This window comes from Pseudomonas sp. ICMP 8385, from assembly GCF_002699915.1.
GTDB lineage: Bacteria > Pseudomonadota > Gammaproteobacteria > Pseudomonadales > Pseudomonadaceae > Aquipseudomonas > Aquipseudomonas gessardii.
In genome coordinates this window covers 66,946-78,930 of sequence record NZ_LKBY01000113.1, presented here as the reverse complement: position 1 = coordinate 78,930, position 11,985 = coordinate 66,946, and the positions used below count along the sequence as shown (strand labels likewise).

Genomic DNA, 11,985 nt, shown 5'->3' with positions numbered 1-11,985 from the left:
AGGTAACCCAATGAAAAATATCCTGCTTGCACTCGTGGCCCTGGGCGCGGCACTGAGCCTGCCCACCGCTGTCGCCGACGATGGCGCGGCGCTGTTCAAGAGCAAACCCTGCGCGGCCTGCCACACCATCGACAGCAAGATGGTGGGGCCGGCGCTCAAGGACGTCGCGGCGAAGAACGCCGGGGTCAAGGACGCTGACAAGACCCTGGCCGGCCATATCAAGAACGGCACCCAGGGTAACTGGGGGCCGATCCCGATGCCGCCAAACCCAGTCACCGATGCCGAAGCCCTGACCCTCGCCCAATGGGTGTTGAGCCTGAAATAAGCACAAGGAGCACGCCATGCAAGTCTCGATGATCGGTTCGGCCATGGCGCTGCTCTTCCTCATTCCCGCGCCGGTGCACGGAGCACCGGCGCCAGCGCGCCAGGTCCAGCTGGAACACCTGTTGACCCAGGACTGTGGCGCCTGTCACGGCCTGCACCTGACCGGCGGCCTGGGCCCGGCCCTGACCCCGCAAGCCCTGGCCGGGCAAACCCGCGACACCCTGATTGCCACCGTGACCTATGGCCGCCCTGCCCTGGCGATGCCTGGCTGGGCGCCGTTGCTCGATGCCGGCGATATTGCCTGGCTGGTCGATCGCCTCCTGCAAGGAACCCCCGCACCATGATCCGTCCCCTGCTTGCCTGCGTTGCCGGCCTGTTGCTCACCGCTTGTGTCCAGCCACCGTTGCGCGGCAGCGGCGACCTGGGCCTGGTGATAGAACGCGCCAGCGGCAGCCTGCTGATTATCGACAGCAGCAACCAGGCCCGCCTGGCCCGGGTCGAGGGGCTGGGCGACCTGTCCCATGCCTCGGCGGTATTTTCCCGGGACCAGCGCTACGCCTACCTGTTTGGCCGTGACGGCGGGCTGACCAAGGTCGATCTGCTGACCCAGCGCATCGACAAACGCCTGATCCAGGGCGGCAACAGCATCGGCGGTGCGATCAGCCAGGATGGGCGTCTGATTGCCGTGTCCAACTACCAGCCCGGCGGCGTCAAGGTGTTCGACGCCGCGACCTTGCAACAGGTCGCCGATATCCCGGCCACGCCCCTGGCCGATGGCAAGCGCTCGCGGGTGGTGGGCCTGGTGGATGCGCCGGGGCAACGCTTTGTGTTCAGCCTGTTCGATACCGACGAGATCTGGAGCGCCGATTTCAGCCAGGGCAACACCCCGGCCATCACCCGCTTCACCGGCATTGGCCGCCAACCCTATGACGCGCTGATCACCGCCGATGGCCGTTACTACATGGCCGGGTTGTTTGGCGAGGACGGCATGGCCCAGCTCGACCTATGGCACCCCGAGCTGGGGGTCAAGCGCGTGCTCGCCGACTACGGCCGCGGCCAGGCAAAACTGCCGGTGTACAAGATGCCGCACCTGGAAGGCTGGGCCGTGGCCAGCAACCAGGCCTTCGTGCCCGCCGTGGGCCGCCACCAGGTGCTGGTGATGGACGCGCGCACCTGGCAACAGACCGCTGCCATCGCCGTGGCCGGCCAGCCGATTTTTGTCACCGCACGGCCCGACGGGCGCCAGTTGTGGGTCAACTTCGCCTACCCGGACAACGACCGGGTGCAGGTACTCGACACTCAAACCCACCAGGTGGTCGCGGACCTGCGCCCCGGCCCCGGTGTGCTGCACATGGAATTCACCGGGCGCGGTGAGCAGCTGTGGCTGTCGGTTCGCGACGGCCAGCAGGTGCAGGTCTGGGATCCTTATCGTTTGACCTTGCTCAAGACCCTGCCGGCCGACAGCCCCAGCGGCATCTTCTTCAGCAGCCGCGCGCAAAAAATGGGGTACTGAGATGGAACTGGATGAACTGACCGCACGCCTGATCGACCGCTATCAACACGGCATGCCGCTGTGTGCCGAGCCCTACCTGGAAATGGCCCAGACCTTAGGTTGCAGCGAACGCGAGCTGCTGGCCTGCCTGCAACGCCTGGAACTGGCGGGCGCGCTGTCGCGGGTCGGGCCGGTGTTCGATCACAGCCGCGCCGGCGCCAGTACCCTGGCCGCCCTGGCGGTGCCCGCCGAGCGCCTGGAGCAGGTGGCGGCGCGCATCAGCCGCTACCCCGAGGTCAATCACAACTACGCCCGCGAGCATCACTACAACTTGTGGTTTGTACTGACCGGGCCCAATCGCCGTCATTTGGAACAGATTCTGGAGGAGCTGGAAAAGGACACCGGCCTGATCCCCCTGGACCTGCCCATGCTCACCTCTTATCGCATCGACCTGGGTTTTGCCCTGGGAGTCCATCCGTGATCGCCCCGCTGAACCATGAACAATTGCTTGACCTGCGCCAGTGCCTGGAGCGCGGGCTGCCGCGCGTTTCGCGGCCCTATGAAAACCTCGCCGAGCAGATCGGCGCCCATCACCTGCAAGTGCTGCAACAGATGCAACAGTGGCAGGAGCAGGGCCTGTTCCGTCGGGTCGGCCTGGTGCTCAACCATCGCGCCCTGGGCTATGTGGCCAATGCGATGCTGGTGCTGGATGTGCCCGATGCGCTGATCGATGAAGTTGGCCAGCGCCTGGGCCACGCGCCGGGCATCACCCTGTGCTACCAGCGGCCACGGCGTTTGCCGCACTGGCGCTACAACCTGTTCTGCATGGTCCATGGCCGTGAGCGCGAAGCGGTACAGGCGCAGGTCGAAGAGCTGCTGCAACAGCATCTGCTCAGTGACCTGCCCCACCACCTGCTGTTCAGCACGCGCATGTTCAAGCAATGCGGCGGGCGTTTCGCACCGCCGCCGTCACAGGTATGGGCCCATGGATGAACTCGACCGGCAACTGATCAACCGCCTGCAACGGGGCCTCCCCCTGGTGCGCCACCCATGGCAGGCGGTGGCCGCAGAGCTGCACAGCACGCCCGACGAACTGCTCGACCGCCTGCACCTGCTGCTCGAAGACGGCGTGCTGACGCGCTTCGGGCCGATGTTCGATATCGAGCGCCTGGGCGGCGCGTTCACCCTGGCCGCCCTGGCGGTGCCCGAAGCCCGCTTTGAACAGGTCGCGGCGCAACTCAACGACCTGCCGCAAGTGGCCCACAACTACCGCCGCGAGCATCCCTGGAACATGTGGTTTGTGCTGGCCTGCGGCACCTGCGACGACCTCGACCAGACCCTGTCACACATCCACGCCATCACCGGGCTTGAGGTGCTTAACCTGCCCAAGGAGCACACCTACCATGTCGGTCTGTACTTCCCGGTTTGACGAAACCCTGGCCCAGCGCCTGATCCATTTGACCGAAACCGGCCTGCCCCTGGTGGAAGACCCCTGGACCTGGCTCGCCGAGCAATTGGGCATCAGCGTCGAATCCACCCTCGACCTGCTCAAGCGCTTGCAGGGTGAAGGCGCGATCCGCCGGATCGCTGCCGTGCCCAATCACTATCGCCTGGGCTACCGCCACAACGGCATGACCGTGTGGGATGTGTGCGACGAACAGATGCCGCGTCTGGGCGAGCTGATCGGCGCCCAACCCTTTGTCAGCCACTGCTACCGCCGCCCCCGGCGCGCGGATTGGCCGTACAACCTGTTCGCCATGGTCCATGGTCGCAGCCGCGAAGAAATCGACAGTTACCGCGAACACCTGCGCTTCCTGCTGGGCGATGCCAGCCGGGCGGACGAGATGCTGGTGAGCAGTCGCATCCTGAAAAAAACCGGTTTGCGCCTGAGCTCTCCCCTCGCTCCTGCACGTGCGCGCTGAAGAAGGAACCTCTTATGCTTAGGATCAGTCATTACCTGCGCACCCTGGCCGGCCAATGCCCGCCTCCACGCAGCGCCAAACCCGGCAGCCCGCGCGCGCCGGTGGTGATCTGGAACCTGTTGCGCCGCTGTAACCTGACCTGCAAGCACTGCTATGCCACCAGCGCCGACAGCGTGTTCCGCGATGAGCTGGACACCGAGGCGGCACTGAAGGTGATCGATGACCTGCACGAGGCCGGAGTCAAGGTGTTGATCCTCTCGGGCGGCGAGCCCTTGCTGCGCGAGGACCTGTTCCAGCTCAGCGCCTATGCCCGCGCCAAGGGCTTTTTTGTCGCCCTGTCGAGCAATGGCACGCTGATCGATGAAGGCAATATCCAGCAGATCGCCGAGGCGCGTTTTGACTATGTGGGTATCAGCATTGATGGCTTGAAGGCCACCCATGATGCGTTCCGCCAGAGCGAGGGCAGTTTCGAGCGCTCGATGCATGCCATCAGCCTGTGCCGCCAGGCCGGTATCCGCGTGGGCCTGCGCACCACCCTGACCCAGGAAAACCACGCGCAACTCCCGCAATTGCTGGCCTTGATGCGTGAATACGATGTGCAGAAGTTCTACCTCTCGCACCTCAACTACAGCGGGCGCGGCAAACGCAGCCGGCAACTGGATGCGCACCAGCAGATGAGCCGCGAGGCCATGCTGATGATTTTCCAGCAGGCCTGGGAGGACATCCAGAACGGGGTGGCCAGCGATTTTGTCAGCGGCAACAACGACGCCGACGCCGTGCTGTTGCTGCAATGGGTGCACCAACACTTGCCGGAACACTACCCGCAACTCGAACACCTGCTGCACGCCTGGGGTGGCAATGCCTCGGGCAGCGGCATCGCCAATATCGACAACACCGGCGAAGTGCACCCGGACACGTACTGGTGGCAACACTCGGTGGGCAATGTGCGCCATACCTCGTTTCGCGAGATCTGGCTGGAGCGCCCCGACCCGTTGCTGCTGCGCCTGCGCCAATACCCACGCCAGATCGGTGGCCGTTGCACCGAGTGCCGCTGGCTGGGCATCTGCAACGGCAACACGCGTACCCGCGCCTGGGCCGGTGGCGACCTCTGGGGCCCGGACCCCGGTTGCTACCTCAGCGACGCGGAAATCGCCCGAACGCCACCCACCCTGATTCCTTGCTCGGCACGCTGAACCACCGGCCGGCCACCTGGTGACACAACCGGGGGCCGCCAACCTGATGATGAACCAAGGAAGTCTCATGCACTCATCCCACGCGTTACCCTCCGTGCTGCACAGCCCCTTCCACCCCGGCGAAGTCGCCCTGGTCGGCGCCGGCCCCGGTGACCCGCGCCTGCTCACCCTGCGCGCCTGGAGCCTTTTGATGCAGGCCGATGCGGTGGTGTTCGACCGCCTGATCAGCGCCGAACTGCTGACCCTGATCCCACTGACCTGTGCCCGGCATTACGTGGGCAAGGCCAGCGGCTATCACAGCCTGCCCCAGGAACAGATCAACGAGCTGCTGGCCGAACTGGCCCAGCAGGGCCAGCGAGTGGTGCGGCTCAAGGGGGGCGACCCGTTCGTGTTTGGTCGCGGTGCCGAAGAGCTGGAATACCTGCTGGCCCAAGGTGTGTCGTGCCAGGTGGTGCCCGGCATCACGGCGGCCTCCGGCTGCAGCGCCTACGCGGGCATCCCGCTGACCCACCGTGACCTGGTCAACTCGTGCCGCTTCGTCACCGGGCATTTGCAGCGCGACGGCGAATTGAAGTTGCCCTGGGACAGCCTCGCCGACAGCAGCCAGACCCTGGTGTTCTACATGGGCCTGTCGAACCTGGCGATGATCGCCGAGCGCCTGATCGGCGCCGGCCTGCCCGCTGATACACCGGCGGCGCTGATCTGCAACGGTGCCCGCGCCGACCAGCAGGTACATCGCGGCACCCTGCGCCTGCTACCGGCCCTGGCATTGATGTGCGAACCCGGCGTGCCGACCTTGACGGTGATCGGGCAGGTGGTCGACCTGTTTGCCGACGCCGCCCTGCACTACCCCGCCAGCCTCGCGCCCGCGCACCTGGCGGTGTCCAGGGTGGCGGTATGAAACGCCTGTGGCTGGTGCCGCTGCTCTGGGCCAGCGCCGCCCATGGTGCAACCGATGCCGCCGCCGATTACCAGCAGCACTGCCAGAGCTGCCATGGCGTCAACCGGGTCGGCAGCAGCGGCCCGGCGTTGTTGCCCGAGAGCCTGGGGCGAATCAAGCCGGCCGAGATACGCCAAGTGATCGAACATGGCCGCCCGGCCAGCCAGATGGCGGCATTCGCCCCGCTGCTGACGGCGCAACAGATCGACGCCCTGGTGAGTTTTCTGCAACAGCCGCCCGCCACGCCCGCGACCTGGAACGAACAGGATATCCGTAGCAGCCATCGCCAATTGGCCGACCTCAGCCAACTGCCGAGCACCCCGCAGCACCACGCCGACCCGCTGAACCTGTTTGTGGTGGTGGAGTCCGGCGATCATCACATCACTATTCTCGACGGCGACCGCTTTGAAGTGCTCGACCGTTTTGCCTCGCACTTTGCCGTGCATGGCGGGCCGAAGTTCTCCCCGGACGGGCGCTTTGTGTACTTCGCCTCACGCGATGGCTGGATCAGCCTGTATGACCTGCACAACCTCAAGCTGATCGCCGAGGTCCGCGCCGGCCTCAATACCCGCAACCTGGCGGTGAGCAAGGACGGGCGCTGGGTGCTGGTGGGCAATTACCTGCCAGGCAACCTGGTGGTGCTGGACGCGCGCGACCTGTCGCTGGTCAAGACCCTGCCGACGCATTCGCGGGTCAGCGCGGTGTACACCGCGCCGCCGCGCAACAGTTTTATCGTCGCCCTCAAGGATGTGAATGAGGTCTGGGAGTTGTCCTACGCAGCCCCTACCCCGAACTTCGAGCCCCGGCGCATCCAGGCCCAGGATGTACTCGATGACTTTTCCTTTTCCCCCGACTACCGGCAACTGCTCGCCACCTCGCGCAAGGCCGGTGGCGGGCAAGTGATCGACCTCGATAGCGGCAAAGTGGTCACCGATATCGCGCTGTCGGGCATGCCGCACCTGGGCTCGGGGACTTACTGGCAACGCAACGGGCAGTGGGTGTTTGCCACGCCGAATATCAGCAAGGGGCAGATCTCGGTGCTGGACCTCAAGACCTGGAAGCTGATCAAGGAGATTCCCACCCTTGGACCGGGGTTCTTTATGCGCAGCCACAGCCACTCGCGCTATGTGTGGAGTGATGTGTTTTTTGCGCCGGGCAATGATGCCATTCACTTGATCGACAAGCAGACCCTGGAAATCGCCCATACCCTGCGGCCCATGCCGGGCAAGACCGCAGCGCATGTGGAATTCACCCAGGATGGGCGTTATCTGCTGTTGAGCATCTGGGACCGCGAGGGCGCGTTGATTGTGTATGACAGCCAGACGTTGCAGGAGGTCAAGCGTCTGCCCATGAACAAACCTTCGGGCAAGTACAACGTGGGCAACAAGATCGAGTTTGCCGAAGGGACTTCCCATTGATGCAGGAGCCCGGCCGGCTCCTGCCAGGGGCCCCGTGGCTGGTCAAAAGGCGTAAGTGGCCGACACGCTGACCACTTCGCCCTTGGCCTCGGACTTGCCATCCAGCGAGGCCGCGCCGAGGCGGTCAACGTTCTTGCTCTTGAGTTTCACCGTCTGCACAAACTGCCGCGAATAAGCACCGTCGATACTCAAGCCCGCAATGGCCCGGATGTTGTAGCTAAAGCCCAGGGAGGCAAAGATCCGATCACCATCCGGGATACGTGGGTCGCGGGTCGCGTTACGGGTCGGCGTCTGGTCAAAGGCCAGCCCGGTGCGCACGGTAAAGTCGTCGGTAAGCTTGTAGTCGCCACCGAAGGCATACATCCAGCTGTTCCTGTAGTTGTACGGGATCGACACAAGGGTGCTGCCATCGGACTTCAAGGTCAGCGCCTTGAACGATGACCACTGGATCCAGGTGGCGCTGGCCCCCAGGGTCAGGCGCTCAGAAAACTGGTGGACCCAGTCCAGGGAGGCATGGGCGGGAATGTCCAACTGAGCAGAGGCATTGGCGCCACCGGGGTAGAGACGCAGGCCGGGATACGCCAGTTCGACCAGGGTTTTGCCATCCGACACGGGGAGAGTCATCAGGTCGGTCGACAGGGGGTCGGCGTAAATGTTGTATTGCCCCTCCAGTCGGTTCTTGATTTTGGCGTGATAGTTGAGGCCCAGGGTGTCTTGTGACGTGGGCTTCCAGGTCGTTCCCGCAAACCAGCCCAGGGAGGTGTTGTCGACCTTGACGCGTATCAAGGCGTGGCCCTGGCCTGCCGGAAACGGCAGATAGCCCAGGTCTGGCGACTGTGCGGCGGCGGCATACAGATCGACGTTCTGGCTCACAAAGCCTTTGGTGTGCTGAACAATGGCACCACCGCCCACGGCAAACTGGTCATTGACCTTGAACGACAGCGAGCCGGTCAAGCCCACGGTTTCGATTTTGGTGTCTACCGCAAAGTCGCGGCCTTTCCAGTCCTCGTCCCAGGTCGTACGGGCGCCCATGGGCACCACCTGGCTCAGGCCAAAGGCAAAGCGCTCGTTGATCGGGACCACCATAAAGCCGGTCGGGGCCCAGGCCTCGAACCCGCCCTGGCCACCGTTACCGGTGCGCAGGGTCGAGGTCGTGAGGTCGGTATCGGGATCGTAGACGATGCTGGAGCCGGGATTGCCTGCGTAGTCATAGGCAGCGCCGCTGTATTTGATGTCGATATTGGCGTAGGTGATGGTGAACTGCGAGAGGGGTTTATCAATGAACGCCATGGCCGCCGGGTTGTTATAGGCTGCCGATGGATCGTTCTGGAACAGCGAGCCTCCGCCAAATGCGCGCCCCCATCCTGAAGCGCCATAAGTGGGTGTCAAAAAGCCGCCCGCCTGGATAGACCCTGCGACCATAAGCCCCCCTAACAGTATCAGGCCGAGCAATACTTGGATCGGTTGTTTCTTATGACTCATGCACGCGACTCCTATTTATTGTTATTCACCCATGGCTGACGATCTCGATATGAACGACAGCAACAGGTGCCTATAAAAGGCACCTGTCTTTTTCAACGGATGCTCATAACATTCCGTATCGGGTGAGACTTATGGAGAAACCGTGAAGGCCGGGGTTGGCTTCACGTTAAGTGCGCTGATCTTGCACTTGCCAACGGTCTGCGTCGAAGGAATGCTCAGCGTGTTGGTGGAGTTATTGAACGTCACCGCAATCGTGGTAGGCGAACTTGCGCAATTACCCAAAATATTGAAGTTGACACCCGACACGGTCCCGGCAAACACGTTTGAGCCGGTACCGGTTGGGGTCAGGGTCCAAGGCAAGCCCAACATAGTAGGCAGGCCGCATAAAGGGTTGCTGCCACTGACGGTAGCGTTTGTAATCGTCGCGGAAGCCCCATTGGAGGCAACCGAGCCGGAGAAGTTGATGGTGCAGGACACCGGAACACCAAATGAGGCCGGCGAGGAAACCGAAATGGCCCCCGCCGGGGTGCTGAACGCGGCGCCCGCTGGGGCAACGGTCACAGCACTGGCCATCGAGGCGGCGCCCAGGCAAATAGCAAAAGCAGACAGCGAGATAAGGTTTTTCAAGCTTTTCATTATTTTTCCTCACATGGATGGCGAGTTATTTCGCCGGGGTAATGGCCATGATCGAGAAGTCACGGTTAAACCGTAGCCCGCTCTTTCAAGCCAAACTTCAATTCAATCAACTGCACAATAGAGTGCATTTATCTGGATAACTTTTAAGCCAACAGTTTCTTGCAACTACAGGCTCGAATAGATTTAAAGCATCGCGAACTATCTGACTTATATAGGGAAGCCATAGCCAATAAAAAAGCGCAGCGCAGCCATCGGTTTAACTCCCAAATAAACATTTAAAAGTTCGATTAAATATCCTGCCAGGAGCAAAAGAAGAAGCGTCAATCACACTATGATGAATATATTTTCAAAAAGATTTTTCATAACTCGTATTAAATAATCTACATGAAAAAAGCCCCCGCGCCAGAGGGCATTTTCCATTTGCGAGAAGTCCTACGTTGCCATTGAGAGACGGGTAAAAGAGGCTACATACCGGCCCCATTCGCCTTGAGCGCCCGCTCCAGAACGAAACGCTGGAGTGCATCGCCGGGCAGCGCTTGACTGAAATACCAACCCTGGATAATCAGCTCTGCCCCCCCATGGCCCCCGCCCGATTGGAGAAAGGCCAATTGCTCGGCGGTTTCCACCCCTTCCACCACCACCCCCAGGTTCAGCGCTTCACAAAAGCGCAGCATGCCGGTCAAGACCTGCGCGCCCTTGGGGTCTTGCTGGGCCACCACAAAACTGCGGTCGATCTTGATGAAATCCACCGGGAACTGGTGCAGGTAACTCAGCGCGGAAAAGCCCGTACCGAAGTCGTCGATATAAACCTTGGCCCCAATGGCCTGCAGTTTTTCGATCATCTGCCGGGTCACCTGGATATCCCCCACCAGGGCATCCTCGGTGATCTCCACCGACACCTGGCCGTTGGCCTGGGACAGGATGTCCACCAATTGCCGGCCATACGCCGGGGTCGTCAGGGTGGCGCTGGAGACATTGATGGTGATCGGCAGCGCAAAACCGGTTTTCTGCCACTGCTGGTACTGACGCACCGCCTGGGAGGCCACCCACAAGTCCACATCCGGCATCAACCGGGCCTGGGCCAGCCACTGGAGGAACTCCCAGGGCGAGTGCACCTTGCCCTGGCTATCCCGGGCCCGCATCAGCGCTTCGCAGCCCGTGCACAAGCCGGTCAGGGAGGACACCTGGGGCTGGTACTCCAGGTAGAACTCGTAGTCGCTGATCTGCTGGATCCGGCTCAATTCACGGGCCTGCCGTGCCAAGGCCCGGTGAGAGGTCAGCACCGGGTCCAACTCCTGCAGGCGTCCTTTTTCTTCGAGCCCGCGAAAGGTCATGTCGAATGACTTGAGGTAAACGGTGCCGCCCTCCACCGCCTGCTGGTGGATCGCCCAGACGTAGGGCGCATAGACCAAGGTCCCGACCCCCAGCAACAGCAGTTGCAGGGCCACCGCCGCCAGGTCGCCCTGGGTACTCAGGTAGGCATTGAGCAGCACCGGCGCGGTAAACGGCACGCTGGCCACCGCTGGCGAGACCCAGCCGGCCTGCACCGCAAACAACGCCAGCAGGGTGTTGAGCGCCGGGACCGCCAAAAAAGGGATAAACAAGCGCGGGTTGAGGATGATCGGCAAGCCGAACAGCAACACTTCACTGACATTCAACAGCGACAGCGGCAGGCTGGCCATAGCCAGCAGGCGCATGGACTGGCTCTTGGAAAACAGCAGAATCGCCAGCAGCAGGCACAGGGAACCGCCGGCCCCGCCAATAAAGGCAAAGCTGCCCAGCAGGCCGCCATTGAGCACGTAGCGGATAGGCTCCCCCGCCGCCTGCGCCATGCCGTTGAGCACCACCGCCTGGTCCAATGCATCAAACAGCGGCTGGAGCGCATACACCCCATGAATACCAAAAAACCACAGCAGCGAATTGATCGCCGTGACAAACAGGCCACTGCCATAGGGCGACTGCAGCGCCTCGAGCATCTGTGGGCCCTGGAATTGCGCCACCGGGGGCACCTGCAACAGCAACGACAACGTCACCACCAGCAGCAATGCCGTGATTGCCCCCGGCACCACCATATTGATGGTGCCCTTGAGGTTGTGCCCCACCAGGTCCTCGTTGACCAGGCGGGTCCAGCGGTAGCGATGCAACCAGGCAATCGCTGGCACATTGATCAGCGGCGAGGCAATGGCAATAAACAGGATGAAGGTCGCCGCCGCACGTGGATAGTCACGCAGGACAAAGGTGGCAATGACCACGTACATCAGGCACAGGAACGCCACCGGCAACTGTGGCAATCGGTGCTGGACCGCCAGCATATAGCCGATGGAAGCCGCCACCAGCAGCGGGATCACAGAACTGATCTTGGCATGCAGGCCCGCCAGGAATGCCACCATTGGCGATGAAAACCCCAGGATCCGGGCGCATTCGGATAACAGCAGGAACCCTGCCGAGACCAGCAGGCACGGCAAGATCCATAACAGGCCTTCACGGATGGCTCGCAGCGACTCCGTGCTCGCCAGGGCGGCCAGGCGTTGGGTAAAGAAGAGCTTGAACAGCGTTTGCGCCATGATTGTCTCCTTGC

Annotated in this window: 13 protein-coding genes; 10 read left to right on the top strand and 3 right to left on the bottom strand. The window is 62.5% G+C overall.

The features are described from left to right. Positions 1 to 10: 10 nt before the first annotated feature. The 10 genes from AO268_RS20780 (at position 11) to AO268_RS20735 (ending at position 7,289) form a co-directional block, all read left to right on the top strand. The gene (locus AO268_RS20780; RefSeq protein WP_099169696.1) at positions 11 to 325 is read left to right on the top strand and encodes a c-type cytochrome; all 315 of its coding nucleotides are present in this window, start codon (positions 11 to 13) and stop codon (positions 323 to 325) included. A gap of 16 nt (positions 326 to 341) precedes the next feature. Then, on the top strand, positions 342 to 668 hold the full coding sequence (locus tag AO268_RS20775; protein ID WP_090412681.1) for a c-type cytochrome: 327 nt from the start codon (positions 342 to 344) through the stop codon (positions 666 to 668). After that, positions 665 to 1,837, top strand: a complete 1,173-nt coding sequence (locus AO268_RS20770; protein ID WP_099169695.1) for a cytochrome D1 domain-containing protein — start codon at positions 665 to 667, stop codon at positions 1,835 to 1,837. Before AO268_RS20775 ends, AO268_RS20770 begins: the two co-directional genes overlap by 4 nt. Before the next feature lies 1 nt (position 1,838). Next, entirely contained in the window at positions 1,839 to 2,297 is a 459-nt protein-coding gene (locus AO268_RS20765; RefSeq protein WP_076963276.1) for an Lrp/AsnC family transcriptional regulator, read from the top strand. Next, a complete protein-coding gene (gene ahbB / locus AO268_RS20760; RefSeq protein WP_076963277.1) occupies positions 2,294 to 2,809 on the top strand; it encodes a siroheme decarboxylase subunit beta in 516 nt (171 codons plus the stop codon). The genes AO268_RS20765 and ahbB (AO268_RS20760) overlap by 4 nt, the downstream gene beginning before the upstream one ends. Then, a complete protein-coding gene (locus tag AO268_RS20755) occupies positions 2,802 to 3,245 on the top strand; it encodes an Lrp/AsnC family transcriptional regulator (protein WP_099169694.1) in 444 nt (147 codons plus the stop codon). The genes ahbB (AO268_RS20760) and AO268_RS20755 overlap by 8 nt, the downstream gene beginning before the upstream one ends. Beyond that, positions 3,220 to 3,738 carry a siroheme decarboxylase subunit beta gene (gene ahbB, locus AO268_RS20750; RefSeq protein WP_099169693.1) on the top strand — a complete coding sequence of 173 codons (519 nt, stop codon included), beginning with the start codon at positions 3,220 to 3,222 and terminating at the stop codon, positions 3,736 to 3,738. The genes AO268_RS20755 and ahbB (AO268_RS20750) overlap by 26 nt, the downstream gene beginning before the upstream one ends. A gap of 14 nt (positions 3,739 to 3,752) precedes the next feature. Continuing rightward, complete coding sequence (gene nirJ / locus AO268_RS20745; RefSeq protein ID WP_099169692.1) at positions 3,753 to 4,931, top strand: heme d1 biosynthesis radical SAM protein NirJ; 1,179 nt, start codon at positions 3,753 to 3,755, stop codon at positions 4,929 to 4,931. A gap of 67 nt (positions 4,932 to 4,998) precedes the next feature. Next, on the top strand, positions 4,999 to 5,832 hold the full coding sequence (cobA, locus tag AO268_RS20740; RefSeq protein ID WP_099169691.1) for a uroporphyrinogen-III C-methyltransferase: 834 nt from the start codon (positions 4,999 to 5,001) through the stop codon (positions 5,830 to 5,832). Then, the gene (locus AO268_RS20735; RefSeq protein WP_099169690.1) at positions 5,829 to 7,289 is read left to right on the top strand and encodes a cytochrome D1 domain-containing protein; all 1,461 of its coding nucleotides are present in this window, start codon (positions 5,829 to 5,831) and stop codon (positions 7,287 to 7,289) included. The genes cobA and AO268_RS20735 overlap by 4 nt, the downstream gene beginning before the upstream one ends. Before the next feature lie 42 nt (positions 7,290 to 7,331). Here AO268_RS20735 and AO268_RS20730 read toward each other — a convergent pair whose 3' ends face one another. The 3 genes from AO268_RS20730 to AO268_RS20720 form a co-directional block, all read right to left on the bottom strand. Continuing rightward, complete coding sequence (locus AO268_RS20730; RefSeq protein ID WP_099169689.1) at positions 7,332 to 8,771, bottom strand: outer membrane protein transport protein; 1,440 nt, start codon at positions 8,769 to 8,771, stop codon at positions 7,332 to 7,334. A 129-nt stretch (positions 8,772 to 8,900) separates the two neighbouring features. Then, the gene (gene praB, locus AO268_RS33255; RefSeq protein ID WP_099169688.1) at positions 8,901 to 9,407 is read right to left on the bottom strand and encodes an alkane oxidation protein activator PraB; all 507 of its coding nucleotides are present in this window, start codon (positions 9,405 to 9,407) and stop codon (positions 8,901 to 8,903) included. A 464-nt stretch (positions 9,408 to 9,871) separates the two neighbouring features. Further along, complete coding sequence (locus AO268_RS20720; RefSeq protein WP_099169687.1) at positions 9,872 to 11,971, bottom strand: EAL domain-containing protein; 2,100 nt, start codon at positions 11,969 to 11,971, stop codon at positions 9,872 to 9,874. Between the last annotated feature and the right edge of the window lie 14 nt (positions 11,972 to 11,985).